The sequence below is a fragment of the Pseudomonas sp. B2M1-30 genome (assembly GCF_025447575.1).
Lineage (GTDB): Bacteria > Pseudomonadota > Gammaproteobacteria > Pseudomonadales > Pseudomonadaceae > Aquipseudomonas > Aquipseudomonas botevensis.
This window is the reverse complement of record NZ_JAOEJT010000003.1, coordinates 410,750-436,650: the sequence shown is the minus strand read 5'-3', so window position 1 is coordinate 436,650 and position 25,901 is coordinate 410,750. Positions and strand designations below refer to the sequence as shown.

General features: G+C 61.2%; 25 protein-coding genes. 13 read left to right on the top strand and 12 right to left on the bottom strand.

Annotation, left to right across the window (positions count from 1 at the left end; translation table 11 throughout):
- Nucleotides 1-25: 25 nt before the first annotated feature.
- From hisB to N8H74_RS08510, 6 genes are all read left to right on the top strand, one after another.
- On the top strand, nucleotides 26-619 hold the full coding sequence (gene hisB / locus N8H74_RS08535) for an imidazoleglycerol-phosphate dehydratase HisB (RefSeq protein WP_007909204.1): 594 nt from the start codon (nucleotides 26-28) through the stop codon (nucleotides 617-619).
- Nucleotides 619-1,257, top strand: coding sequence for an imidazole glycerol phosphate synthase subunit HisH (gene hisH / locus N8H74_RS08530; protein ID WP_217831844.1), 639 nt, complete (start codon nucleotides 619-621; stop codon nucleotides 1,255-1,257). Before hisB ends, hisH begins: the two co-directional genes overlap by 1 nt.
- Complete coding sequence (locus N8H74_RS08525; RefSeq protein ID WP_217831845.1) at nucleotides 1,258-1,518, top strand: DUF2164 domain-containing protein; 261 nt, start codon at nucleotides 1,258-1,260, stop codon at nucleotides 1,516-1,518.
- A gap of 42 nt (nucleotides 1,519-1,560) precedes the next feature.
- Complete coding sequence (gene hisA / locus N8H74_RS08520; protein WP_217831846.1) at nucleotides 1,561-2,298, top strand: 1-(5-phosphoribosyl)-5-[(5-phosphoribosylamino)methylideneamino]imidazole-4-carboxamide isomerase; 738 nt, start codon at nucleotides 1,561-1,563, stop codon at nucleotides 2,296-2,298.
- A 9-nt stretch (nucleotides 2,299-2,307) separates the two neighbouring features.
- Complete coding sequence (hisF, locus tag N8H74_RS08515; RefSeq protein WP_217831847.1) at nucleotides 2,308-3,078, top strand: imidazole glycerol phosphate synthase subunit HisF; 771 nt, start codon at nucleotides 2,308-2,310, stop codon at nucleotides 3,076-3,078.
- Nucleotides 3,079-3,211: 133 nt separating this feature from the next.
- Nucleotides 3,212-3,967, top strand: coding sequence for an ABC transporter substrate-binding protein (locus tag N8H74_RS08510; protein WP_262146899.1), 756 nt, complete (start codon nucleotides 3,212-3,214; stop codon nucleotides 3,965-3,967).
- On the opposite strand, the gene N8H74_RS08505 is transcribed toward N8H74_RS08510, so the two are convergent.
- From N8H74_RS08505 to gpmI, 5 genes are all read right to left on the bottom strand, one after another.
- Nucleotides 3,948-5,306: a Vps62-related protein gene (locus tag N8H74_RS08505; protein ID WP_262146898.1), complete on the bottom strand. Its 1,359-nt coding sequence runs from the start codon at nucleotides 5,304-5,306 to the stop codon at nucleotides 3,948-3,950. The two genes, N8H74_RS08510 and N8H74_RS08505, sit on opposite strands and share 20 nt — an antisense overlap.
- A 108-nt stretch (nucleotides 5,307-5,414) precedes the next feature.
- Complete coding sequence (locus N8H74_RS08500) at nucleotides 5,415-6,191, bottom strand: divergent polysaccharide deacetylase family protein (RefSeq protein WP_262146897.1); 777 nt, start codon at nucleotides 6,189-6,191, stop codon at nucleotides 5,415-5,417.
- Between the two features lie 2 nt (nucleotides 6,192-6,193).
- A complete protein-coding gene (locus N8H74_RS08495; RefSeq protein WP_217831851.1) occupies nucleotides 6,194-7,513 on the bottom strand; it encodes a S41 family peptidase in 1,320 nt (439 codons plus the stop codon).
- Nucleotides 7,514-7,544: 31 nt separating this feature from the next.
- Nucleotides 7,545-8,831: a murein hydrolase activator EnvC gene (locus N8H74_RS08490; protein ID WP_217831852.1), complete on the bottom strand. Its 1,287-nt coding sequence runs from the start codon at nucleotides 8,829-8,831 to the stop codon at nucleotides 7,545-7,547.
- Between the two features lie 136 nt (nucleotides 8,832-8,967).
- Nucleotides 8,968-10,497, bottom strand: coding sequence for a 2,3-bisphosphoglycerate-independent phosphoglycerate mutase (gpmI, locus tag N8H74_RS08485; RefSeq protein ID WP_217831853.1), 1,530 nt, complete (start codon nucleotides 10,495-10,497; stop codon nucleotides 8,968-8,970).
- A 153-nt stretch (nucleotides 10,498-10,650) separates the two neighbouring features.
- Between gpmI and N8H74_RS08480 the strand changes: the two genes are divergently transcribed.
- The 3 genes from N8H74_RS08480 to secB are packed head-to-tail and all read left to right on the top strand — an operon-like array spanning nucleotide 10,651 to nucleotide 11,847.
- Nucleotides 10,651-11,064 carry a rhodanese-like domain-containing protein gene (locus tag N8H74_RS08480; protein WP_217831854.1) on the top strand — a complete coding sequence of 138 codons (414 nt, stop codon included), beginning with the start codon at nucleotides 10,651-10,653 and terminating at the stop codon, nucleotides 11,062-11,064.
- A gap of 1 nt (nucleotide 11,065) precedes the next feature.
- Nucleotides 11,066-11,320, top strand: coding sequence for a glutaredoxin 3 (grxC, locus tag N8H74_RS08475; RefSeq protein WP_217831855.1), 255 nt, complete (start codon nucleotides 11,066-11,068; stop codon nucleotides 11,318-11,320).
- 41 nt (nucleotides 11,321-11,361) lie between these two features.
- Nucleotides 11,362-11,847 (top strand): protein-export chaperone SecB, encoded by a 486-nt coding sequence (secB, locus tag N8H74_RS08470; protein WP_217831856.1) that lies wholly within the window; start codon nucleotides 11,362-11,364, stop codon nucleotides 11,845-11,847.
- Nucleotides 11,848-11,975: 128 nt separating this feature from the next.
- Here secB and trmL read toward each other — a convergent pair whose 3' ends face one another.
- Nucleotides 11,976-12,431 carry a tRNA (uridine(34)/cytosine(34)/5-carboxymethylaminomethyluridine(34)-2'-O)-methyltransferase TrmL gene (gene trmL / locus N8H74_RS08465; RefSeq protein WP_217831857.1) on the bottom strand — a complete coding sequence of 152 codons (456 nt, stop codon included), beginning with the start codon at nucleotides 12,429-12,431 and terminating at the stop codon, nucleotides 11,976-11,978.
- Here trmL and N8H74_RS08460 point away from each other — a divergent pair.
- Nucleotides 12,430-12,870, top strand: coding sequence for a hypothetical protein (locus tag N8H74_RS08460; RefSeq protein WP_262146896.1), 441 nt, complete (start codon nucleotides 12,430-12,432; stop codon nucleotides 12,868-12,870). The genes trmL and N8H74_RS08460 overlap by 2 nt on opposite strands.
- 456 nt (nucleotides 12,871-13,326) lie before the next feature.
- On the opposite strand, the gene ntrC is transcribed toward N8H74_RS08460, so the two are convergent.
- The 5 genes from ntrC to glnA all read right to left on the bottom strand — a co-directional run bounded on the left by ntrC (nucleotide 13,327) and on the right by glnA (nucleotide 18,823).
- On the bottom strand, nucleotides 13,327-14,763 hold the full coding sequence (gene ntrC, locus N8H74_RS08455) for a nitrogen regulation protein NR(I) (protein ID WP_217831859.1): 1,437 nt from the start codon (nucleotides 14,761-14,763) through the stop codon (nucleotides 13,327-13,329).
- Nucleotides 14,760-15,845, bottom strand: a complete 1,086-nt coding sequence (gene glnL, locus N8H74_RS08450) for a nitrogen regulation protein NR(II) (RefSeq protein ID WP_217831860.1) — start codon at nucleotides 15,843-15,845, stop codon at nucleotides 14,760-14,762. Before glnL ends, ntrC begins: the two co-directional genes overlap by 4 nt.
- Before the next feature lie 230 nt (nucleotides 15,846-16,075).
- Nucleotides 16,076-16,702 (bottom strand): DUF4124 domain-containing protein, encoded by a 627-nt coding sequence (locus N8H74_RS08445; protein WP_262146895.1) that lies wholly within the window; start codon nucleotides 16,700-16,702, stop codon nucleotides 16,076-16,078.
- Nucleotides 16,699-17,217 (bottom strand): DUF4124 domain-containing protein, encoded by a 519-nt coding sequence (locus N8H74_RS08440; RefSeq protein WP_262146894.1) that lies wholly within the window; start codon nucleotides 17,215-17,217, stop codon nucleotides 16,699-16,701. Before N8H74_RS08440 ends, N8H74_RS08445 begins: the two co-directional genes overlap by 4 nt.
- A 199-nt stretch (nucleotides 17,218-17,416) precedes the next feature.
- On the bottom strand, nucleotides 17,417-18,823 hold the full coding sequence (glnA, locus tag N8H74_RS08435) for a glutamate--ammonia ligase (protein WP_085712782.1): 1,407 nt from the start codon (nucleotides 18,821-18,823) through the stop codon (nucleotides 17,417-17,419).
- A gap of 328 nt (nucleotides 18,824-19,151) precedes the next feature.
- On the opposite strand from glnA, the gene thiI reads away from it, so the two are divergent.
- Together thiI and typA are read left to right on the top strand one after the other, a co-directional pair.
- Nucleotides 19,152-20,606 (top strand): tRNA uracil 4-sulfurtransferase ThiI, encoded by a 1,455-nt coding sequence (gene thiI / locus N8H74_RS08430; RefSeq protein ID WP_262146893.1) that lies wholly within the window; start codon nucleotides 19,152-19,154, stop codon nucleotides 20,604-20,606.
- 139 nt (nucleotides 20,607-20,745) lie between these two features.
- A complete protein-coding gene (gene typA, locus N8H74_RS08425; protein WP_127648587.1) occupies nucleotides 20,746-22,566 on the top strand; it encodes a translational GTPase TypA in 1,821 nt (606 codons plus the stop codon).
- Between the two features lie 124 nt (nucleotides 22,567-22,690).
- Here typA and N8H74_RS08420 read toward each other — a convergent pair whose 3' ends face one another.
- On the bottom strand, nucleotides 22,691-23,128 hold the full coding sequence (locus N8H74_RS08420; protein ID WP_217831865.1) for a YkgJ family cysteine cluster protein: 438 nt from the start codon (nucleotides 23,126-23,128) through the stop codon (nucleotides 22,691-22,693).
- Nucleotides 23,129-23,385: 257 nt separating this feature from the next.
- Here N8H74_RS08420 and N8H74_RS08415 point away from each other — a divergent pair, with 257 nt between their 5' ends.
- On the top strand, nucleotides 23,386-25,836 hold the full coding sequence (locus tag N8H74_RS08415; protein WP_262146892.1) for a glycogen/starch/alpha-glucan phosphorylase: 2,451 nt from the start codon (nucleotides 23,386-23,388) through the stop codon (nucleotides 25,834-25,836).
- Nucleotides 25,837-25,901 lie beyond the last annotated feature (65 nt).

Genomic DNA, 25,901 nt, shown 5'->3' with positions numbered 1-25,901 from the left:
GCCCAATGATTTTGCGGAGCTGGTGATGGCCGAACGTAAGGCGTCTGTCGAGCGCGACACTCTGGAAACCCAGATCAAAGCCTCGATCAACCTTGATGGCACCGGAAAGGCCCGATTCGATATCGGTGTTCCTTTTCTTGAGCACATGCTGGATCAGATTGCCCGTCACGGGTTGATCGACCTGGATATTGAATGCAAGGGCGATCTGCATATCGACGACCACCATACCGTGGAAGACGTCGGTATCACCCTCGGCCAGGCCTTTGCCAAAGCAATCGGCGACAAGAAAGGCATCCGCCGTTACGGCCACGCCTACGTGCCGCTGGATGAAGCGCTGTCGCGCGTGGTGATCGACTTCTCCGGGCGCCCGGGCCTGCAGATGCATGTGCCGTATACCCGCGCCACCGTGGGCGGTTTCGACGTCGACCTGTTCCAGGAGTTCTTCCAGGGCTTCGTCAACCACGCACTGGTCAGCCTGCACATCGACAACCTGCGCGGCACCAACACCCACCACCAGATCGAAACCGTGTTCAAGGCTTTCGGCCGCGCGCTGCGCATGGCCGTCGAGCTCGACGAGCGCATGGCCGGGCAAATGCCATCGACCAAGGGCGTCCTGTAATGCAGACAGTCGCGGTAATCGATTACGGCATGGGCAACCTGCACTCGGTGGCCAAGGCCCTTGAGCACGTGGGTGCCGGCAAGGTGCTGATCACCAGCGATGCGGACGTGATTCGTGAAGCCGACCGGGTGGTTTTCCCCGGCGTCGGCGCGATTCGCGACTGCATGGCGGAGATCCGTCGCTTGGGCTTTGATTCGCTGGTGCGTGAAGTCAGCCAGGATCGTCCGTTCCTCGGCATCTGCGTCGGCATGCAGGCGTTGCTCGACAGCAGTGAAGAGAACGCCGGCGTCGACTGCATCGGCCTGTTCCCGGGCGCGGTGAAGTTCTTCGGCCAGAACCTGCATGAAGACGGCGAACATCTGAAAGTCCCGCACATGGGCTGGAACGAAGTGAAGCAGACGGTGAGTCATCCGCTGTGGCACAACATTCCGGACATGGCGCGTTTCTACTTCGTACACAGCTACTACATCGAGGCCGGCAACGCGCGTCAGGTGGTTGGTGGCGGTCACTACGGGGTCGATTTCGCCGCTGCGCTGGCCGATGGTTCGCGTTTCGCCACCCAGTTCCACCCGGAGAAAAGCCATACCCATGGCCTGCAATTGCTGCAGAACTTCGCCGCGTGGGACGGTCGCTGGTAAATGGCCGTCAAGAAGTCCAAACCGCCGATCCTGACCCTCACTCCCGAGCAGGAGAGCGAGGCCAATCGCAAGATCCAGCGGTTCATGGAGGATCGTTTCGAACTGGACCTCGGTTCGTTCGAAGCGGCGGAAATTCTTGAGCTGTTTACCCGCGAAATTGCTCCGCACTATTACAACAGGGCGATTTTCGATGTGCAGACCCAGCTCAAGGAGCGGTTTGAGAGCATCGAAAGCGACCTGTGGGCGCTCGAGAAAAACTGATTTCCGAGCCAAGCTGAACATTCAAATTTGAAGGTTTGCCAGATGCTGATTATTCCCGCTATCGATCTCAAGGACGGTGCCTGCGTACGTCTGCGCCAGGGCCGCATGGAAGATTCCACAGTGTTCTCCGATGACCCGGTGAGCATGGCTGCCAAGTGGGTGGAGGGCGGTTGCCGTCGTCTGCATCTGGTCGACCTGAACGGCGCGTTCGAAGGCCAGCCGGTCAACGGCGAGGTGGTGACCGCCATCGCCAAACGCTACCCGACCCTGCCGATCCAGATCGGCGGCGGCATCCGTTCGCTGGAAACCATCGAGCACTACGTCAAGGCCGGTGTCAGCTACGTGATCATCGGCACCAAGGCGGTGAAAGAGCCGGAGTTCGTCGCCGAAGCCTGCCGCGCCTTCCCGGGCAAAGTCATTGTCGGCCTCGATGCCAAAGACGGGTTTGTCGCCACCGACGGCTGGGCTGAAATCAGCAAGGTGCAGGTCATCGATCTGGCCAAACAATTTGAAGCCGACGGCGTGTCCGCGATCGTTTATACCGACATCGCCAAAGACGGCATGATGCAGGGCTGCAACGTACCGTTCACCGCTGCTCTGGCCGCCGCAACGAAGATTCCGGTCATCGCGTCCGGCGGCATCCACAATCTGGGTGACATCAAGTCGCTGCTCGACGCCAAGGCGCCGGGCATCATCGGCGCGATCACTGGCCGGGCGATCTACGAAGGCACTCTCGACGTCGCCGAAGCGCAAGCTTTCTGCGACTCGTACAAAGGCTGAGGACTGACCATGGCGCTGGCCAAACGCATCATCCCTTGCCTGGACGTGGACAACGGTCGCGTCGTCAAAGGTGTGAAGTTCGAAAACATCCGCGACGCCGGCGACCCGGTGGAAATCGCCCGTCGGTATGACGAGCAGGGTGCCGACGAGATTACCTTTCTCGACATCACCGCCAGCGTCGATGGCCGCGACACCACGCTGCATACCGTCGAGCGCATGGCGAGCCAGGTGTTCATCCCGCTGACCGTCGGCGGTGGCGTGCGTACCGTGCAGGACATCCGTAACCTGCTCAATGCCGGGGCCGACAAGGTCTCGATCAACACCGCCGCAGTGTTCAATCCGGAGTTCGTCGGCGAAGCGGCGCAGCATTTCGGCTCGCAGTGCATCGTCGTCGCCATCGACGCGAAGAAGGTTTCGGGACCTGGCGAAACCCCGCGCTGGGAAATCTTCACCCACGGCGGGCGCAAGCCGACCGGCCTCGACGCGGTCGAGTGGGCGAAGAAGATGGAAGGCCTCGGTGCCGGTGAGATCCTGCTGACCAGCATGGATCAGGACGGCATGAAAAACGGCTTCGACCTCGGCGTGACCCGCGCCATCAGTGATGCGCTGGGCATTCCGGTGATCGCTTCCGGCGGTGTCGGCAATCTGCAGCATCTGGCCGATGGCATCCTCGAAGGCCACGCCAGTGCGGTGCTGGCGGCGAGTATCTTCCACTTCGGTGAATACACCGTGCAGGAAGCCAAGGCCTACATGGCCCATCGCGGAATCACCATGCGCTGAAATGGCAGATTTCCTCCGGCGCGAATGCTCCGGAGGGGATCGCTTGCGTGGCGGCGTTGCAATCAAAAGGCCAGTAGACAGCGCAACAGCCTCAAGGCACTCTGGTGCACGCCATGGATTCCGGTAGCCCGACATGATCAAACGCCTGCTTCTCGCTCTCGCCAGCGCTTCTGTGTTGCTGGTCAACGGTGCCCATGCCGAGGGCAATCCTGACACCGACCTGGTGCTCCTCACCGAAAACTTCCCGCCGTACAACATGGCGAAGAACGGCAAGAATTTCGCCCAGGACGAGAACATCAACGGCATCGCCACGGACATCGTCCGCGAAATGTTCAAGCGTGCCGAAGTCACTTACAGCCTGACCCTGCGCTTCCCCTGGGAGCGAGTCTACAAACTCGCCCTGGAAAACCCCGGTTATGGCGCGTTCGTGATGGCGCGTTTGCCGGATCGCGAGAAGCTGTTCAAGTGGGTCGGCCCGATCGGCCCGGACGATTGGGTCATGCTCGCCAGGGCCGACAGCAAGATCACCCTCGAAAACCTTAATGACGCACGCAAATACAAGATCGGCGCCTACAAGGGCGATGCCATTGCCGAGACCCTGACCAAGCAGGGCCTGAAACCGGTGGTGGTGCTGCGCGATCAGGATAACGCGAAGAAACTGATCAACGGTCAGATCGATCTATGGGCTACCGGTGACCCGGCCGGGCGCTATCTGGCGCGCCAGGACGGGGTGACCGGGCTCAAGACCGTGCTGCGTTTCAACAGCGCCGAACTCTATCTGGCGCTGAACAAGGATGTGCCGGATGCGACCGTCGCCAGGTTGCAGGCCGCCCTCGATCAGTTGCGCAAAGAGGGTGTCGTCGACGAAATCATGGGGCGCTATCTGTAGCGATGGGTAGCTCCGCCAGCGGTTGGGGTTCGGCGCTGGTATCCGCTTTCGACTCCGGCAGTGGCACGGCTGCAACGCTGACGGGGGCTTCCTCTTGCGGCGGATACTCGGTCAGGTGCAGGTTTTCGTCATCGGTGTAACCGATGCTGATGGCGACCGGTGTGCCGTCTGCGCGCAACAGCGTGTAGTGGCTTTGCGCTTGATACACCGCCACGCTTCTGTTTTTCCCCGCCATGGCGATAACGTCCAGCGGCCCCGTGCTGCTCCAGCCCTGTGCCGATGTTTCGGTGTGGACGAAATCCTTGGGCAGGTTGGCTGAAAACTTCAGTGCCTGGGCGCCACTCGGTGCATCGAGAGGCCATGGCGCATCGACCTCGATCGACGTGAGGCGGTTGAACACTTGCAGCATCTGCGCGTTCTGCGCCCGGGTCACTTGCCATTTGAACGAGCGGGCTTTGTCACGGGTGTTGTGACCATGGCCGACGAGGACATAGCGGTCCGTTCGCTCCAGACGATAGAACGGCGTGCTGCGCAACTGTTCGCTGGGAGCCAGGTGGTCGGTGACCGTGAACCACGGCAGGCTGATGCTCTGCGTGGTGTTGGCGGTCTCGGCCGCCTCAGGGGGGGCGTGTCCGGCAAGCTCCGGAGGAGCGGGCGGCTGGCTGACCTGGCGAGGGATCTGCATTCGCAATGCGTAGGCAACGGGTGCCGCCGGCCGGTTATGGCTTTGAGTGCCGAAAAAGGTGCCGGGGCTGAAGCAGATTTCTCCCGCAGCCGCACGCGGCGGATCAATGCGCCAGGCGCTGAAATTCTGCCGGGCGCCGCTGCCCTTGTCGTTCCAGATCAAGTCGCTGACGTCCGCCGCGATGAGCAGATCCGCGCGCACGCAGCGAATCGCGTTGAGCAGCGGTTTATCGCGGCCATTGGAGCAGACCAGCCCCAGTGCCACGTAGCCGGTCGGCGGGAGCGGGCGCCACACCGTACAGTCGGCGGCGGCGCCGGAATCCGAGTCTTTCCAGACCCTTTCGTAGTCCTCGGGCGGGCTGAGTGCCCGGTCCCGGGAGCTGTCCTCGGGCTGTGGCTCGGCCTCGCGGACCACCGCCACGATCTGGTTGCCGTTGACGTTGTCGTAGCCGGGAATCGCGAGATCGCCCAGTGGGAAATATCCCGGCAGCGCGTCGGGCGCCGGAGCGGGGCGCCAGAAACTCACGGCCGAGGCGTCCGAGCCCCGGCTGTCCCAGATACGGTGGAATTCCGTGGTGAAGCTGATCAGCAGATTGCCGAACCGGATCGGTTCCGTTGGCCTCGCAGGCGCGGTGCCATTTTCTTCAGTGGTCATGGTCAGTCCTGATGATTGCAAGGCGACTCGGGTGAGTCGCTGACAGTTGCGGGACTGACTATCGGGATCAGCAAGGGATGGCGGGCGGTAATTATGTATTGCCCGGGTTTATCGGTAAGCGCCGTCCCGGCCATGGGCTGCCATCGCCCGATTGCTGCGCACGCTGATCATCTGGCGGATGTCGATCCAGTCGATGCCCTGGGCCTTGAGCTTCGGCAACTCGCGCTCCAGTACCGCCAGGGTCTGTGGATAGGGATGGCCGATCATGACCGCCGACCCCTGCTTGCGCGCCAGGCTGATCGCCGTTTGCAACTGGGTCAGGATCGCCGCTTCGGTGCGTTCGTCATCGAGGAACACATCCCGCGAGACGCTCGCCAGATCGATCTTCTGTGCCTGCTGCGCCGCCACGGTCTGCGCGCTGGTGCGGCTATCGACGAAGAACTTGTGCCGACGTTGCAATTCGCCCATTAGCCAGGCCATCGCTACCGGTTGCGCGGTCATGCGGCTGCCCATGTGGTTATTGATGCCGGCGGTGTAGGGGACCATTTTGAACGCGGCGTCGAGGCGTTTTTCCAGCTCTTCGATGGGCAGTTCCGGATGCCAGGCGAAGGGGCCGGTGGCCGGGTCCATCGGCATGTGGAGGATCACGATCTTGCCGGCGCGGTGGGCTTCGCGGGCGAATTCGGTGGCGTGCGGGGTGTCGGGCATGATCGCCGTGGTCACCGGGCCGGGCAGCGCCAGCACACGGCGATCCCGGGGCAGGTTTTGCCCCAGGTCATCGATGATCAGGCTCAGGTAGGCCTTGTGCGGGGGCGAGCCGGCGGGTTCTGCGTGAGCAACACCCGCCAGCAGGCACAACAGGACGAGGATGAAGCGCAGGCCCATCCTCAACGGCCAGAGGTGATGCTCAGGCCTTTAAGCAGGCTCAGGGCCTGGGCCAACTGGTAATCGTCATCCTGCGGCATTGCCTTGGCCTTGCCACCGGAACCGGTCGGACGATCGGCCCCGCCGTTGCCGTTGCCCAGGTGACCTTGCAGGTCGGCTTCCTTGAAGTAGTCGCCGTCCGCCTCGCTGGTGATCTTGGCCTTGCGCACCTCAATGTCCGGGACAATGCCCTGGGCCTGGATCGAGCGGCCGTTCGGGGTGAAGTACAGCGCGGTGGTGATCTTCAGCGCGCGGTCGTTGTTCAGCGGCAGCACGGTTTGCACCGAGCCCTTGCCGAAACTGGTGGTGCCCATGACCACGGCGCGTTTCTGATCCTGCAGGGCGCCGGCGACGATTTCCGAGGCCGAGGCGCTGCCGCCGTTGATCAGCACCACCATCGGCACGGCTTCGCTTTCGTCCTTGCCGGTGGCGGAGAAGCGCAGCTCGGAGTTGGCGATCCGGCCCTTGGTGTAGACGATCAGGCCTTTGGTGATGAAGTGGTCGACCACTTCCACCGCCGCTTGCAGCACGCCGCCGGGGTTGTTGCGCAGGTCGAGGATGATGCCGTTGAGCTTCTTGCCGTTGTCCTTGCGCAGCTTGGCCAGGGCCTTGGAGACTTCCTCGCCGGTCTTGACCTGGAACTGGGTGATGCGGATCAGGCCGTAGCCGGATTCGAGCAACTGCGCCTTGACGCTCTTGACCTGAATCACCGCGCGGGCGAGGGTCACGTCGAACGGCGTGCCGCCGTCGCGCACCAGGGTCAGGGTGATTTTCTGGCCGATCTTGCCGCGCATCTTGTCCACGGCTTCGGTCATGCTCTGGCCGCGAGTCGGCTGGCCGTTGATCTTGACGATGAAGTCGCCGGCCTGAATGCCGGCCTTGGATGCCGGGGTGTCGTCGATGGGCGAAACCACCTTGATGAAGCCGTCTTCGGCGCCGACTTCGATGCCCAGGCCGCCGAATTCGCCGCTGGTGCTTTCCTGCAGTTCAGCGAAGTCTTCCGGGCCGAGGTAGGCGGAGTGCGGATCGAGGTTGCTGAGCATGCCCTTGATGGCATTTTCCAGCAGGGTCTTGTCGTCCACCGGCTCGACATAGGCCGCCTTGATCCGGTCCATGACCTCGGCGAAGGTGCGCAGCTCTTCCAGCGGCAGCGGGGCCTTGCTGGTGGCGGCGGTGCCTGCCGGTGCGACAGCCGGGGCCGGTTGCGCGGCGAACGCCAGAGGCGCGCCGATCACCAGGGCGATCGTCAGGGCCAGCGAGGTAAGGCGGGACAAATGCAGCATGTCGAACGAACTCCTGAATTAGGCGGCACGCTTATCCTTGCGCGCGGCACCATTGCGCCGGATCACTCGGGTGACCCTGCTGACGAATTGCGAAATACAGCGCTGGTGTGTCCTGCCCGCCACTGTTGCCGACAGTGGAGATGGACTCACCGGCTTTTACCACGTCACCGGCCGACTTGAGCAGCGTCTGGTTGTGACCGTAAAGACTCAGAAAACCGTTGCCATGGTCGAGAATCACCAGCAGCCCGGCGCCGCGCAACCAGTCGGCGAACACCACGCGCCCACCGTGTACGGCATGCACCTGGCTGCCGGCGGAGGCGCTGATCATCACGCCGTCCCACTTGGTACGGGCATCGTCGCCACGGGTTTCACCGAAGCGTGCCAGCAGTCGACCATCGACCGGCCATGGAAGTTTTCCCCGACTTGACGCAAATGGCCCGCCAAACGTCTCGCCGCCGCTGGACACCAGGGCGCCGGGAGTGGATCGGACGGGTTTGCGTGGGGCGTCGCTGTTCTCAGCCTCGGCCTCACGCAAGCGCTTTTTTTCGGCTTCCTGCTGGGCGATGAGCGCTTTCTGTCGCGCTTCTTCTGCCTCACGGGCCTGGCGGGCCAGGGTTTCTTCAATGGTTTTAAGGACTTTAGACAGGTCTGCCTGATCCTGCTCGCGGGCGGCGATTTTCTGATCGCGGGCCTTCACGTCGTCGTTGAGTCTGGCGAGGGCCTGCTGGCGTTCCTTGCGCACCTTCTCAAGGTCTGCACGCTGAGTGTCGAGGCTGCTTTGCTGGGTGAGCAATTGCGCCTGCTGCGCGGAGATGTCTTTTTCGACATTGGCCAGTTGGCGCAGGGTTTCGTTGAAGTTCTTCAACTGCTCCATGCGGGCCTGGCTCAGGTAGTCGTAATAGGTGAGGGTGCGGGCGAATTTCTCGGGATTCTGCTGGTTGAGCAGCAGTTTGAGGTATTCCTGACGGCCGTTCTGATAGGCGGCGCGGGCCTGGATGGCGATCAGTCGCTGTTGTTCAGTGCGCGCGCTCTGGAGTTTTTTTTTCTCCGCATCGAGTCGCTGCAGCTCGGCTTCGCTTTTCTTCAGCTCTTTTTGCAGGGCTTCGACCTGCTTCTCGAGCTTGCCCATCTCGGTTTCAGTGCCTTTGAGTTCCTTTTGCACACCGGATTTTTCTTCCTGCACCTTGCTCAGCAGTTTTTTCAGCTCGGCAATGTCCTGACGCGTGGCATCCAACTGCTGTTGGGTTTGCGCGCGCTCGTCAGCGAAGGCCGGTTGGAGCAGGCAGGTCAGAGCGAGGGCGATCAGGAGGCGAAGCATAGAGGCGGGCGGCACCAGGGTAAGGGACGGCCTAGTATGCCCGCCCCACGCGGCAAAAAAAACGCCTCAAAGCCAACTGCTTTGAGGCGTTCGTCATAAAAAGCCGTTTCAGGCTGATTACAGGGCGTTTTTGATATCAGACCAGAATCGAAGTGCCAGTCATTTCCGCCGGTTTTTCCAGGCCCAGCAGCTTGAGCATGGTCGGCGCCACGTCCGCCAGCACGCCGCCTTCGCGAACCTTGAGGTCACGCTTGCCGACATAGATGAACGGCACCGGCTCGGTGGTGTGCGCGGTATGCGCCTGACCGGTGGATTCGTCGGCCATTTGCTCGACATTGCCGTGGTCGGCGGTGATCAGCGCTTCGCCGCCGACCTTTTCCAGGGCATCGACGATCCGGCCGACGCAGGTGTCCAGGCATTCCACGGCTTTCACCGCCGCCTCGAACACGCCGCTGTGGCCGACCATGTCGCCGTTGGCGTAGTTGACCACGATCACGTCGTAACGCAGGTTTTCGATGGCGTCGACGATGCGGTCGGTGACTTCCGGCGCGCTCATTTCCGGCTGCAAGTCATAGGTGGCGACTTTTGGCGACGGGATCAGGATGCGCTCTTCGCCCGGGAACGGTTCTTCCCGGCCGCCGGAGAAGAAGAAGGTGACGTGGGCGTATTTTTCGGTTTCGGCGATGCGCAGCTGGGTCTTGCCGTTCTTCGCCAGGTAGTCACCGAGCACGTTTTCCAGACTGCCGGGGGCGAAAGCCGAAGGTGCCGGGATGCTCGCGGCGTATTGGGTCAGCATCACGTAGCCGGCCAGTTTCGGCTGGCGGGTGCGTTCGAAGTCCTTGAAATCGTCTTCGACGAACACGCGGGTCAGCTCGCGGGCACGGTCGGCGCGGAAGTTCATGAACACCATGGCGTCGCCGTCTTCGACTTTTACCGGCTCGCCAATGGTGGTGGCTTTGACGAATTCGTCGCTCTCGCCACGCTCGTAAGCGGCTTCCAGGCCTTCCTGGGCGGTGGCAGCGTGGAATTCAGCCTGGCCGTCGACAATCAGGTTGTAGGCCTGGGCGACGCGGTCCCAACGGTTGTCGCGATCCATGGCGAAATAGCGGCCGACGAGGCTGGCGATGCGGCCCTTGCCCAGCGCCTTGAAGGTCGCGTCGAGCAGTTCGATGGACGATGCGGCGCTTTTCGGCGGGGTATCACGGCCGTCGAGGAAGGCGTGCAGGTAGATTTTCTCGGCGCCGCGCTTGAAGGCCAGTTCGGCCATGGCGATCAAGTGGTCCTGGTGGCTGTGTACGCCGCCATCCGACAGCAGGCCCATGAAATGCACGGCCTTGCCGGCGGCCACGGCTTTGTCCACGGCGGCGCAGATGGTCGGGTTCTCGAAGAACTCGCCGTCGCGGATTGCTTTGGTCACGCGGGTGAAGTCCTGGTAAACCACGCGGCCGGCGCCGAGGTTCATGTGGCCGACTTCGGAGTTGCCCATCTGGCCGTCCGGCAGGCCGACGTCCATGCCGCTGCCCGAGATCAGACCGTTCGGCACCGTGGCCCAGAGGCGATCCAGCACCGGCTTCTTGGCCGCAAACACGGCGTTGGATTCAGGGCTGTCGCTGTGACCGAAGCCGTCGAGAATCATCAGGACCAAAGGTTTAGGCGTAGTAGTCATGGAATCGGCTCTGGCTGGAGTTAAAAGAGGGCGCTGGAAAAAGGAGTAGGAGTTTAAAGCGAAGTTCCGACCGCGTCACCGCCGGACGGGGTTTGGCCGACCATAGTGGCTGTGTATACTGGCCGACATTTTAATGCCCTGGAACCTCCTTCGATGGTTGCTCACCTGATTGAATTTGCCACTAACCACTACATTCTTGTCGGTATCTTCGTCGTACTGCTGGCTTTGCTGCTGGCCCACACAGTACAGGGCGGCGGCAAGAGCCTGAGCACCGGCGAACTGACCGCACTGGTCAACAAGGACGCCGGCGTGGTGGTGGATATCCGTCCGAGCAAGGAATACGCGACCGGCCACATCGTTGGCGCGGTGAACATTCCCCAGGACAAACTGGCCGCGCGCGTCGGCGAGCTGGAAAAACACAAGGCCAAGACCATCATTCTGGTCGATGCCCTGGGCCAGACCGCCGGTACTCACGCTCGCGAACTGATGAAGTCCGGCTTCACCGCCGCCAAGCTGTCCGGCGGGATCTCCAGCTGGAAAAGCGACAACCTGCCGCTGGTGAAGTGAAATGACTGAAGTCGTCGTTTATTCCAGCGATTACTGCCCTTATTGCTCGCGCGCCAAGTACCTGCTCGCGAACAAAGGCGTGGCCTTCGAAGAAATCAAGGTCGATGGCAAGCCGCAGGTGCGCGCGGCCATGGCTCAGAAGGCCGGGCGCACCTCGGTGCCGCAGATCTGGATCGGCGGCACTCACGTCGGCGGATGTGATGATTTGTTTGCCCTGGAGCGTGCCGGCAAGCTCGACGCGCTGCTCAAGGCCTGACACACCAAGAACCCTAAAAGACCCAAGATCAAGGACCCGAGATGACTGACCAACAGAACACTGCAGCCAGCGAAGAAGAAACCGCACCGCAATTCTCCTTGCAGCGCATCTACGTACGCGACCTGTCCTTCGAAGCCCCGAAAAGCCCGGCCATCTTCCGCCAGCAGTGGGAGCCAGCGGTTTCCCTGGATCTGAACACCCGTCAGAAGCAACTGGAAGGCGACTTCTTCGAAGTCGTGCTGACCCTGTCGGTAACCGTCAAGAACGGTGAAGAAGTGGCCTTCATCGCTGAAGTGCAACAGGCCGGTATCTTCCTGATCAAGAACCTGGATGCGGGCTCGATGAGCCACACCCTGGGTGCTTTCTGCCCGAACATCCTGTTCCCGTACGCTCGCGAAACCCTGGACAGCCTGGTGACCCGTGGTTCGTTCCCGGCCCTGATGCTGGCTCCGGTGAACTTCGACGCGCTGTACGCGCAAGAGCTGCAGCGCATGCAGGAAAGCGGCGAGGCGCCGACCGTTCAGTAAGAGCTGAACGACGACGCAAGTCCAATGTGGGAGCGGGCTTGCTCGCGAAGGCGAGTGTCAGGCGACATTGATGTCATCTGACTCTCCCGCTTCGCGAGCAAGCCCGCTCCCATTTTTGTTATGCGCGGTTACTTGAAGCCGTTCTGCCGCCATGCTTCGTAAACGGCCACCGCCACGGTGTTGGACAGGTTCAGGCTGCGACAGCCTTCGCGCATCGGCAGGCGCAGGCGCTGACCGGCGGGCAGGGCGTCGAGCACCTCTGCCGGCAGGCCTCGGCTTTCCGGGCCGAACACGAAGGCGTCGCCCGGCTGGAACGCGACGTCATGAAACGGTTGCGAACCCTTGGTGGTGAAGGCGAACACGCGCGGATGACCGAGGCTTTCCAGGCAGCTGGCGAGGTCGGCATGGCGTTGCAGGGTGGCATACTCGTGGTAGTCGAGACCGGCGCGGCGCAGGCGCTTGTCGTCCATCTCGAAGCCTAGCGGTTCGATCAAATGCAGGTGGCAGCCGCTGTTGGCGCACAGCCTGATAACGTTGCCGGTGTTCGGCGGAATTTCCGGTTGAAAAAGGATGACGTGAAACATGCACGGCTCCGAAGGTAAAGATGACGCGCATTCTACGCCGCAAGCGGATCCGCGTTCGAAACTATTCCCGCGTGTGATGGGTTCTCTGGCGATTTTCGGCCTGATGGTCGGGCTGATGATCGGTCGCCTGACCACGCCTGACCCCAGCGTGTTGCAGCAGGTTGAAGTCGCCGATGGCGGGTTGGTGGTGTGGTTCAACAACGAGCCCAAACTGCATGGCGAGATCGTCGATGGCAGCGTCGCGCTGTTGTTCGGCGCCGAGGGCAAGGCGCAGAAAGGCCAGCTCAAGCTCAACGGCAAGGACGTGAACTGGCGCACGCGAGTGAGTGATGGAGGCTTGTTGCTGACGCTGGTGGCGGCCCGTCCGCTGCAAGGCGACTGGGCCGGCAAGGCGGTCGATGACCGCTGGCGACTGGAGATTCATCTCCGGGAGCAATAAAAGAGGGAATCCCCGGCCTGCCTGTACCAAGGTTCCCGAAACGGGCGGGCGGATCGCGGCGATCCGCCCGGTGTAAAGAAGGAACCCCTGACCTGCCTGTATCAGAGGCCCCAAAACGGGGTGGCTCATCGCTGGAGCGTGAAGCCCGGTGTAAAGAGGGGAATCCCCGGCCTGCCTGTACCAAGGCCCCCGAAAGGGTGGGTGAATCGAATCACCTGATCGTGTTATTGCAGGGGACGTGCCAGGTTTTGCATTTGGACACAGAAAAATTATTCAAAAGCGTGAAAGCCCCGGATTTCGGGGCTTTCGGTTTTTTGCTCTGTGGAAGTCAGAGGGCTTTACTGCGCGGATTTGATCGGACAGTTATGCGCGATTACGGGTCATCGTGCTTTGGGGCGGTGCACGGCAGTCCCTGGTGTGCCTGAGTCTGGGGTAGATCCGAGGCTGGCCTTCACCCTAACCCTCATCCCCCTCGTCATCATCCCCACCATCAACCTTCATCCCCAATTCCTTGATCTTGCGGGTCAGGGTATTGCGGCCCCAGCCCAGCAACACCGCCGCATCACGCCGCCGTCCGGCGGTATGTTTCAGCGCGGTCTCGATCATGATCCGCTCGAACGCCGGCACCGCGCTGTCGAGCAGGCTCGACTGGCCACGCGCCAGCGCCTGATCCGCCCACTGGCGCAGCGCCTGTTCCCAATTGGTCACCGGCGCCGAGTCCTGCGGCAGGCTCAGCAGTTCCGGTGGCAGGTCGCCGATATGCACTTCGCGCCCGGACGCCATCACGGTGATCCAGCGGCAGGTGTTCTCCAGTTGGCGCACGTTGCCTGGCCATGGCAGGTTCTTCAGGTATTCCTCGGTTTCGCTTTTCAGCAGCTTCGGCTCCACCGCCAGTTCTTGCGCGGCGCGGCTGAGGAAGTGCCTGGCGAGGGTCGGGATGTCTTCGCGACGGTCCGACAGGCGCGGAATGTGGATACGGATCACATTGAGGCGGTGGAACAAGTCCTCACGGAATTTCCCGGCGTGGACCAGGGTTTCCAGATTCTGGTGGGTCGCGGCGATGATCCGCACATCGACCTTGACCGGCACATGCCCGCCGACGCGATAGAACTCGCCATCGGCCAGCACGCGCAGCAGGCGGGTCTGGGTGTCTGCCGGCATGTCGCCGATTTCATCGAGGAACAGCGTGCCGCCGTCGGCCTGTTCGAAGCGTCCGCGCCGCAGGTTGGCCGCGCCGGTGAATGCGCCTTTCTCGTGGCCGAACAGCTCGGACTCCATCAGATCCTTGGGGATCGCCGCCATGTTCAGCGCAATGAACGGCGAGGCCGCGCGCGGGCTGTGGCGGTGCAGGGCGTGGGCCACCAGTTCTTTACCGGTGCCCGATTCGCCGTTGATCAGCACGGTGATGTTGGAGTGGCTCAGGCGGCCGATGGCGCGAAACACTTCCTGCATCGCCGGCGCTTCGCCGATGATTTCAGGGGTGCGGGTCAGCGCCGGCGGCACTTCCAGGCCTTGCTGCTCCTGAGCGTGCTGGTTGGCACGCTTGACCAGCGAAACCGCTTCATCGACGTCGAACGGCTTGGGCAGGTACTCGAACGCGCCGCCCTGATATGAAGCGACAGCGCTGTCCAGATCGGAGTGAGCGGTCATGATGATGACTGGCAGCCGGGGGTGCTGTTCGCGAATCCGCGCCAGCAGATCCAGGCCACTGGCGCCCGGCATGCGAATGTCGGAGATGATTACGTCGGGCTGTTGGCGGGCCAGGCGGCTCATCACACCATCGGCGCTGTCGAAACTCTGGGTGGTCATGCCTTCCTGTTGCAGGGCTTTTTCCAGAACCCAACGGATTGAACGGTCGTCATCGACGATCCACACGGTTTCACTACGGCTCATGTCGATGTGGCTCCTTGTTCCAGTGGCAGAAAGATCGAGAACGTGGTGTGGCCTGGGTGGCTGTCACATTCGATCAGGCCCTGGTGCTGGCTGATGATGTTCTGGGTGATGGACAGGCCCAGCCCGGTACCGTCCGGACGGCCGCTGACCATGGGAAAGAAAATGGTTTCCTGGAGTTCCGCCGGGATCCCCGGGCCGTTGTCGATGATCTCGATCTTGGTCACCAGGCGATGGCGGATGTGGCCGATGGTGAACTGGCGCATGGCGCGGGTGCGCAGGCTGATGCGGCCCAGGCGCAGCTCGTTCTGGCTGCTGATGGCCTGCATCGCGTTACGCACGATGTTCAGTACCGCCTGAATCATTTGCTCGCGGTCGATCAGAACGTCGGGAATGCTCGGGTCGTAATCGCGCACCAGGGTGATGCAGCCCTGGCTCTCGGCCTCGACCAGTTGGCAGACGCGCTCCAGCACTTCATGGACATTGCACATGGCCAGCGAGGGCAGTTTGTTCGAGCCGAGCATGCGGTCGACCAGATTGCGCAGGCGGTCGGCCTCTTCGATGATCACGTTGGTGTAGTCGCGCAGGCTGTCTTCCGGCAGCTCGCGAGCGAGCAATTGCGCGGCGCCACGGATGCCGCCGAGGGGGTTCTTGATCTCGTGGGCGAGGCCGCGCACCAGCATCTTGCTGGTTTCCTGTTTCGACAGTTGCGCCTCTTCCTTGGTGATCCGCAGCAGACGGTCACGCGGGTGGACTTCCAGCAGGAGCAGGGTCGCGCCGTTGCTCAGGATCGGTGTTACCGCGTAGTCCACGGTCAGGGTCTGGCCGGTGAGGGCGGTGAGCATCGCTTCGCGCTTGGTGAACGGGTGCGCCTGTTCCACCGCCTGGCGCAACGAATTGAGCGCTTCGGTGGACTCGGTGAACAGCTCGCTGATGAACTGCCCATGGCTGCGCTGGCCGCTGATGGCCAGGAGCATTTCCGCCGCCGGGTTCATGTACTCGAGGCGTAATTCGGCATCGAGCAGGATGGTCGCGGTGGTCAGGTTGTCGAGCAACAAACGATGCAGTGCGTCACTGATGGTCATGAGGACCTCTTTTGGAGCATGGCGCGCGCATGGATAAAGCGCTGATGCGAGGAAAATGCAAAAACCAAACCAAGGCTCAAAAAAGATGCGTTCGACGCCTGAAACGGGCGTTTGACGCTCGTTTGCGTGGCGTTCTGCCAGCTTTTGCGGGTAGTTTCGAACCAAAATGGGTTGGAATGTGAGTACGGTGCAGCCTATTGCACCAATATAGTGCGCAAAGCTGAATGGCGTTAGAAGAAACGCAGGAAGGGATTTTTCGGCTCTTCAGGTTTGTCTTTCAGCGGGCATTCCGGGCGCACACCGTAGTCATCGGCGACGCAAGGTTTGATCTGGCGCTTCTGCGCCAGGGAAATGCGCTGCATATGAAACGGCTGATTGGCGGTGCGCTCGACCGTGCGTCCCTCGGCATCGAGTATTTCCACCGACAGGTTGTGGCTGCCGCGATCAATGTTGCTCAGTGGGAACACCGGGCTCGGGCCGGGCTCGCCGGTTGGCTGGCCGTCCAGCAGCAAACGGTAGAGGTGGCCCTTTTGCAGGCCAGGCTCGCTGGTGACGCTGACGATCAACTCGCCAGCGCTGCTGCGGATGGTCGCATCTGGCTCGGGGACCAGTACCCGCAACATGTCGTAGCGAAACAGCGGGGTTTGCACGGATGGCTTCGCCGCCGTCATCGGCGCGGCGACGCTCGAGTGGGCCGGCATACGGTTGCTGGTGGTCAGTTGCACGCGCCTGGCGTTGCCGGGGCGCGGTTGATCGGTGTAGACCCGATTGCCCTGGGCATCGACATAAGTGAAGACCTCGGCCGCTGCACTGAAAGCGATCAGGCCAAGGCACACGCCGATGAGCCAGCGAATCATGGCTTGTGTACCCGCTGCACGCTCAGCGCCACCGCCGGGCTTTGCTGGATGACGGTCTGACCGTCGATCACCTGCACCGCGAGCCGATGCTCGCCCCGGTCGACATTCACCAGTTGCAGGCTCGGCACGTTGCTGGGCTGGCCGTAGGGTTCATCGTCCAGCAGCAGCCGCAACAGGTGCGGCGGTTGCAGGCGCGGCTTGATCAGTACGTTGACGGTGAAGGTGCCGTTGTTGGCGCGCAGGGCTTCTTCGGTGGGCAGGCCGGCCAGTTCAAGGATTTCGTAGGCGTTGCGCGGTGGCTCGCGGGAGTTCGACCCGGCGGATGGTGCGGGGCTGACCGGCGCTTGCGGCACGACGCTGTTGAGCGGCGGCAAATCCACCGGCTGCGCCTGTACACCCTCCGGGGGCTGGTTGCTGTAGGCGGTGTTGCCCTCGGCGTCGGTGTACTTGTAGATCTGCGCGCTGGCGGGCAGGGCGATCAGCAGCAAGATGAGACAGATGAAGGTGCGACCCATGAAATCGACCGGTTTCGAAAGCGATGGGATGCAGCATAGGTCAGGGTGGGCGGTTGGCCCAACTCAGGACATATCTGAATATTTCGATATTCCCCCATCGGCCCTCTTCCTTTGGGAGAGGGCTGACCGTTCACCCACAAAAAAGGCCTCCCGAAGGAGGCCTCTCTTTTGTCACGCCGCGTAGCGCGGCGCTACCGGATCAGCAGCTGTAGTACAGCTCATATTCCAGTGGGTGTACGAAGGTGCGAACCTTGATTTCTTCTTCGGATTTCAGCGCGATGTAAGCGTCGATGAAGTCGTCGGAGAACACGCCGCCCTTGGTCAGGAACGCACGGCCCTTGTCCAGCTCTTCCAGGGCTTCTTTCAGGCTGCCGCAAACTTGTGGGATCTCTTTCGCCTCTTCTGGCGGCAGGTCGTACAGGTTTTTGTCAGCGGCATCGCCTGGGTGGATCTTGTTCTGGATACCGTCCAGGCCGGCCATCAGCAGTGCTGCGAAGGCCAGGTACGGGTTGGCAGCCGGATCCGGGAAGCGCGCTTCGATACGACGGCCGCGTGGGCTGTTGACGTAAGGAATACGGATCGAGGCGGAACGGTTGCGAGCCGAGTAGGCCAGCATCACCGGCGCTTCGAAGCCTGGCACCAGACGCTTGTAGGAGTTGGTGGCCGGGTTGGTGAAGCCGTTCAGGGCCTTACCGTGCTTGATGATGCCGCCGATGAAGTACAGAGCGGTTTCGGACAGACCGGCATAGCCTTCGCCGGCGAAGGTGTTCTTGCCATCTTTGGCGATGGACATGTGAACGTGCATACCCGAACCGTTATCGCCGTACAGAGGCTTCGGCATGAAGGTCGCGGTGCGGCCGTAGGCATCGGCAACGTTGTGTACAACGTATTTCAGAGTCTGAACTTCGTCAGCTTTCTTCACCAGGGTGTTGAACTTGACACCGATTTCGTTCTGACCGGCAGTCGCCACTTCGTGGTGGTGAACTTCAACGGTCTGACCCATTTCTTCCAGTGCGTTGCACATGGCGGTACGGATTTCGTGGTCGTGGTCGAACGGCGGAACCGGGAAGTAGCCGCCTTTCACGCCTGGACGGTGGCCCTTGTTGCCGCCTTCCACGTCCTGGTCGGACATCCACGAGCCTTGCTCGGAGTAGATCTTGAACATCGAGCCGGAGATGTCGGACTTGAACTTCACTTCGTCGAAGATGAAGAACTCAGGCTCTGGACCTGCGAATACGGTGTCACCGATACCGGTGGTTTTCAGGTATTCCTCGGCGCGGTGAGCGATGGCGCGCGGGTCGCGATCGTAACCTTGCATGGTCGAAGGTTCGATGATGTCGCAGACCAGGATCAGGGTCGGCTCTTCGGTGAACGGGTCCAGAACGGCAGTTTCGTCGTCCGGCAGCAGGATCATGTCGGAGGCTTCGATGCCTTTCCAGCCAGCGATGGAGGAACCGTCGAACATCTTGCCAACTTCGAAGAAGTCGTCTTCCAGCGCATCGCGAGCCGGCATGGTCACGTGGTGCTGAGTGCCTTTGGTGTCCGTGAAGCGCAGATCAATCCACTTGACGTCATGATCTTTGATGAGTTGAACCGACTTCGACATAGTGTCCTCCGGGTGGCTTAGGGCTGGTAGTGGATGCCCTTAAATGTTGGTGATGCCGGCGCGAATACTCGACCAAGGCAACCTGCCTCACAAGGGAGCAAATTGCATGCCAGTGCCCCAGCATGGGTTTTTTGCCCCAAATTCACGCTTATAAAGGTCAAAGGCGCCGCAATGGTGAAAATCCCGCCCTTTAATGTAGCGCCGGAAATGAAAAATGACCCGTTTTGGTGCATGCAAAACCTTCTGCACATTAACTGGTTAAACCTTGAGCAATTTCCGCTATAATCCGCGCCCCCCTTTTTCGGCTGGCCCAGCGCGCGCTGTTTTCATGAAACTAATCGTAAAAGTCTTCCCCGAGATCACCATCAAAAGCCGACCTGTCCGGACGAAATTCATCCGCCAGTTGGCCAAGAACATCCGCACCGTGCTCCGCGACCTGGACCCGGCCGTGGTGGTGAACGGTGTGTGGGACAACCTCGAGCTGGAAACCCGCGTTACCGACCCTAAGGCCTTGAAAGAAATGGGCGAGCGCCTGACCTGCATGCCGGGCATCGCGCACTTCCTGCAGATCGACGAATACCCGCTGGGCGACTTCGACGACATCACCGAGAAGTGCAAGCAGCACTACGGCGATGCACTGGCCGGGAAGATTTTTTCGGTGCGCTGCAAGCGTGCGGGCAAGCACCTGTTCAGCTCGATGGACGTCGAAAAATACGTCGGCAGCAAATTGCGTCGTGAGTGCGGTGCTGCCGGCATCGACCTGAAATCGCCGGAAATCGAAGTCCGTATCGAAGTTCGCGACCAACGGTTGTTCGTGATCCACGGCCAGCACAATGGCATCGGCGGTTACCCGCTCGGCGCCCTCGAGCAGACGCTTGTTCTGATGTCCGGCGGCTTTGACTCGACGGTTGCGGCTTATCAGATCCTGCGCCGTGGCCTGATGACGCACTTCTGCTTCTTCAACCTGGGCGGGCGTGCCCATGAATTGGGCGTGATGGAAGTCGCGCATTTCATCTGGAAGAAGTACGGCAGCTCGCAACGCGTGTTATTTGTCAGTGTGCCGTTCGAGGAAGTGCTGGGCGAAATTCTCGGCAAGGTCGACGACAGTCATATGGGTGTCGTATTGAAGCGTATGATGTTGCGCGCCGCGTCGAGCATTGCCGAGCGCCTGCACATCGACGCGCTGGTCACCGGCGAAGCGATCTCCCAGGTGTCGAGCCAGACGTTGCCGAACCTGTCGGTGATCGACTGCGTGACCGACAAACTGGTGCTGCGTCCGCTGATCGTTGCACACAAACAGGACATCATCGACACGGCCAACGAGATCGGCACGGCCGATTTCGCCCGGCACATGCCGGAATACTGCGGCGTCATTTCGGTCAATCCGAAGACGGCCGCCAAGCGCGGTCGTGTTGAGCACGAAGAGCAGGAATTCGACATGGCGGTTCTCGAGCGTGCACTCGAAAACGCCAAACTGGTGCCGATCGATCGGGTGATCGACGAGCTCGGCCAGGACGTACAGATTGAAGAAGTCAGTGAAGCACTGGCCGGTCAGATCGTCATCGACATCCGCCACCCGGATGCTGCCGAGGATGACCCGCTGGAACTCGCCGGCGTAGAAGTACAGACGATGCCGTTCTATGCAGTGAACGCTCGTTTCAAGGAACTGGACCCTACGCGCCAGTACCTGCTGTATTGCGACAAAGGCGTGATGAGTCGCCTGCATGCCCACCATCTGCTCAGTGAGGGGCATGCCAATGTGCGCGTTTATCGACCGAGCTAAGTGCCCGGGGCTGTTTGCCTGTGGCCTGCGTCACCGGCCCCCCGACACCGCCGTCAAGCTGTAACGGCCATGCCGGACACTACTGCTAATCGCTGCCAAGACTTGTCAGCAAACCGAATCCTCTGATCGAGATACACAAGTGATCGAAAATCTACGCAACATCGCCATCATTGCCCACGTTGACCATGGTAAAACCACCCTGGTAGACAAACTCCTGCGTCAATCCGGCACCCTGGAGCGCAACGAGCTCAACGACGAGCGCGTGATGGACTCCAACGACCAGGAAAAAGAGCGCGGCATTACCATTCTGGCGAAAAACACCGCCATCAACTGGAACGGCTACCACATCAACATCGTGGACACCCCGGGCCACGCCGACTTCGGCGGCGAAGTCGAGCGCGTAATGTCCATGGTTGACTCCGTGCTGCTGCTGGTCGACGCTCAAGACGGCCCTATGCCGCAAACCCGTTTCGTGACCAAGAAGGCTTTCGAAGCCGGCCTGCGTCCAATCGTGGTCATCAACAAGGTCGACCGTCCGGGCGCGCGTCCTGACTGGGTTCTGGACCAGATCTTCGATCTGTTCGACAACCTGGGCGCCACCGAAGAACAACTGGACTTCCAGGTTGTTTACGCCTCGGCCCTGAACGGCATCGCCGGTCTGGACCACACCGCCATGGGCGAAGACATGACCGCGCTGTACCAAGCGGTAGTCGACCACGTTCCGCCTCCGGCTGTTGACCGTGACGGTCCGTTCCAGATGCAGATCTCCGCTCTGGACTACAACAGCTTCCTGGGTGTTATCGGTGTTGGCCGTATCGCTCGTGGTCGCGTCAAGCCGAACACCCCGGTTGTCGCTATCAGCGCCGACGGCAAGCGCCGCAACGGTCGTATCCTGAAGCTGATGGGTCACCACGGTCTGCACCGCGTTGACGTTGAAGAAGCAGCGGCCGGCGACATCGTCTGCATCAGCGGTTTCGACGAGCTGTTCATCTCCGACACCCTGTGCGACATCAACACCGTCGAGGCGATGAAGCCGCTGACCGTTGACGAGCCAACCGTTTCCATGACCTTCCAGGTAAACGACTCGCCATTCTGCGGTAAAGAAGGCAAGTTCGTGACCTCCCGTAACATCAAGGATCGTCTGGACAAAGAGCTGCTGTACAACGTTGCACTGCGCGTTGAAGAAGGCGACTCGGCTGACAAGTTCAAGGTTTCCGGCCGTGGTGAGCTGCACCTCTCGGTACTGATCGAAACCATGCGTCGTGAAGGCTTCGAGCTGGCCCTGGGCCGTCCTGAAGTGATCATCCGTGAAGTTGACGGCGTGAAGCAGGAACCGTTCGAAAACGTGACCATCGACATCCCTGAAGAATCCCAGGGCAAGGTGATGGAAGAGATGGGTCTGCGTAAAGGCGACCTGAGCAACATGGTGCCGGATGGCAAGGGCCGTGTGCGTCTGGAATACAACATCCCTGCTCGTGGTCTGATCGGTTTCCGTAACCAGTTCCTGACCCTGACCAACGGTGCTGGCATCCTGACCTCGATCTTCGATCGCTACGCTCCAGTGAAGTCCGGTCACATGTCCGGCCGTCAGAACGGCGTACTGGTTTCGGTTGAAACCGGCAAGGCGCTGACCTACTCCCTGGAAACCCTGCAGGCTCGTGGCAAGCTGTTCGTAGAACACGGCCAGGAGATCTACAACGGTCAGATCGTTGGTCAGAACAGCCGCGACAACGACCTGGGTGTGAACCCAACCAAAGGCAAGAAGCTCGACAACATGCGTGCTTCGGGTAAAGACGAAACCATCGCTCTGGTTCCACCTGTTCGCTTCACCCTGGAACAGGCTCTGGAATACATCCAGGAAGACGAGCTGTGCGAAGTCACTCCTAAGTCCATCCGTCTTCGCAAGAAGATCCTGGACGAAAGCGAGCGTACCCGCGCTGCCAAGAAAGCCAAGGCGTAATTTAGCCCTGGTATGAAAAACGCCCCCGGTCGCAAGACCGGGGGCGTTTTTGTTTGTCTGGGGAAATTTGTGGAGTCTAAAAGCCCCTCACCCTCGGGAGAGGGCTGGGTGAGGGGCCGCTGTATCAGAAGCGCTCGATACCCCGCGAACTGCGCTCGCGCTCCACTTCCTTCGGCTTGTACGCACAATACCCCGGACGCGGGCCGATTTTCGGGTGGTTGCGGCAGGTGTCCGGGCGTTTGTCATAAATGGTGCACAAGCGGCTCTTACGATCCAGGTAGTAGCAATCGTTGTTGCTCATGCGTTGCAGGGTGAAGATGCCGGACTTCTGGTTGAAGCGCTCGACCAGGCCTTCCTTTTGCAGGCGCTTGGCGATGTTCTTCGGCGGATCGCCCAGCTCGAATTCATCGACCACGCCGATGCGCACCAGGTCCTTGATCTTGACCTCGACGGGCAGCGTGCAGCAGCTGGAAATGCACGAGCCGCACATCGGGGCCGAATATTTGGCCCAGGTATCGAGACGGTCGATCTCGGCTGCGGCGATCAGGTTGGGCTTCATCATCGGGAATTACCAGGCGTGTGCATCAGGGCGCGCGATCATACCGGGACTGGTGGATTTTTGAACAACCTTTCGCCAGATTTTTTCTCCACGCATCGACACGTTCGACGGTTCGGCACGGCCCCTGCATTCATTGAGGCAATCGCCAGGGCATTGCCGGACGATCGCTCACTCTCAGGAAAAACTGCAGAACCTGCGCTTCTACGGTCGGTCAGACCGTCTAGGCTCTGACAATTCCCCGTTCGCTCGAGGTCCTATCGATGACTCAAGAACCACTAGTTCGCGAAGCAGAGGTGGCCGCATTCCGCGACGCCGTCCTGACCAAACTCACCTACGCGGTGGGTAAAGACCCGGATCACGCCTTCGACCATGACTGGTTCGAAGCCATCGCCCTGGCGGCGCGCGATCACATGGTCGAGCACTGGATGGACCACACCCGGCAGATTTACCGCAAGGGCCAGAAGCGGGTGTATTACCTCTCGCTGGAGTTCCTCATCGGCCGCCTGCTGTACGACAGCCTGAGCAACCTTGGCCTGCTCGATGTCGCCCGTGAAGCGTTGACCGAACTCGGCGTCGATCTGGAGCGTATCCGCCTGCTGGAGCCGGATGCGGCGCTCGGCAACGGCGGCCTCGGCCGATTGGCGGCGTGCTTCATGGAAAGCATGTCGACCCTCGGCATCGCCGGTCATGGTTATGGCATCCGCTACGAGCATGGGCTGTTCCGCCAGGCCATCGTCGATGGCTGGCAGCAGGAGCAGACCGAGCACTGGCTGGATTTCGGCAACCCATGGGAGTTCGAGCGGCCGGAAGTGGTCTACCCGATCGGTTTTGGCGGCAGTGTCGAAACCGTCACCGATGCCAGCGGCAAGACCCGGCAAGTCTGGTCGCCGGCAGAAACCGTACGGGCGATCGCCTACGACACGCCGGTGGTCGGCTGGCGCGGGGCGAGCGTCAACACCTTGCGTCTGTGGCGCGCGCGTGCCATGGAAGACCTGCATCTGGAGCGCTTCAACGCCGGTGACCACCTCGGCGCTGTCGCCGAAGTGGCCCGCGCCGAGAGCATCTCCAGGGTGCTTTACCCGGCGGACAGCACCGAAGCGGGGCAGGAATTGCGCCTGCGCCAGGAATACTTCTTCGTCGCGGCCTCGCTGCAGGATCTGCTGCGCCGGCATCGCAACATGCACACCTCGGTGCTGACCCTGGGCGAGCATGCGGCGATCCAGCTCAACGACACCCACCCCTCGATTGCCGTGGCCGAACTGATGCGCCAACTGGTCGACGTCTACGACGTGGAGTGGAATGCCGCGTGGGAGGTGACGGTCAACACGTTGTCGTACACCAACCACACGCTGCTGCCCGAAGCGCTGGAAACCTGGCCGGTAGGGCTGATGGAGCGCATGCTGCCCCGGCACATGCAGATCATTTACCTGATCAACGCCCAGCACATCGATTCATTGCGGGCCAAGGACATTCACGACTTCGACGTGCTGCGCGCGGTTTCGCTGATCGAAGAAGACAACGGCCGCCGGGTACGCATGGGCAACCTCGCGTTTCTCGGCTCCCATAGCGTCAACGGTGTGTCCGCGCTGCACACGCAGTTGATGCGCAAAACCGTGTTCGCCGAACTGCACAAGCTCTATCCGGAGCGGATCAACAACAAAACTAACGGCATCACCTTCCGCCGCTGGTTGTATCAGGCCAACTCCGAACTGACCTCGATGCTGGTCGACGCCCTCGGCCCGCAAGTGCTGGATAACCCTGAAAAGCTGCTGGTGGGCCTGGAACCGTTCGCCGAGAAACCGGCCTTCCGCAAGGCCTTCGCCGAACAACGCCTGCACAGCAAAAAGGCCTTGGCGTATCTGATTCACGAGCGGCTGGGGATCGCGGTCAACCCGGCGGCGATGTTCGACGTGCAGGTCAAACGGATCCACGAGTACAAGCGCCAGTTGCTCAACCTGATGCACACGGTCGCCCTGTACCAGGCGATTCGCGCCGAGCCGGAAACCGACTGGGTGCCACGGGTGAAAATCTTCGCCGGTAAAGCGGCGGCCAGTTATCACCAGGCCAAGCTCATCATCAAGTTGACCAACGACATCGCCCGGGTGGTGAACAACGATCCGACGGTGCGTGGCCTGCTGAAAGTGGTGTTCCTGCCCAACTACAACGTCAGCCTGGCGGAGAGCATCATTCCGGCGGCGGACCTGTCCGAGCAGATTTCCACCGCCGGTTTCGAGGCCTCGGGCACCAGCAACATGAAGTTCGGCCTCAACGGCGCGCTGACCATCGGCACCCTCGATGGCGCCAACGTGGAAATGTGCGAGAACATCGGAGCCGAGCACATGTTCATTTTCGGCCTGAGCGCCCAGCAGGTCGAAGCACGCAAGCAGAACCACGAGTTCAGCGCGGCGCCGGACATTGCCGCGTCGCATCGCCTGAACGACGTGTTGCAGGCGATCCGCAGCGGCGTGTTCTCTCCGGACGACACCTCGCGCTACACCGGGTTGATCGATTCTCTGGTGGACTACGACCGCTTCTTCGTCTGCGCCGACTTCGACTCGTACTGGGAGGCTCAGCGGCGCGTCGATGCGCTCTGGCACGACGCCAACAACTGGTGGCGTTCGGCGGTGCTGAATACTGCGCGAATGGGCTGGTTCTCGTCCGACCGGACAATCCGTGAATACGCCACGGATATCTGGAAGGCGCTGGAGTGATTTTTAGCGACAAATGTGCGCAAGGGCCAACGTTTGTTGGGCCGGATCGATATACTGAGCGCCGG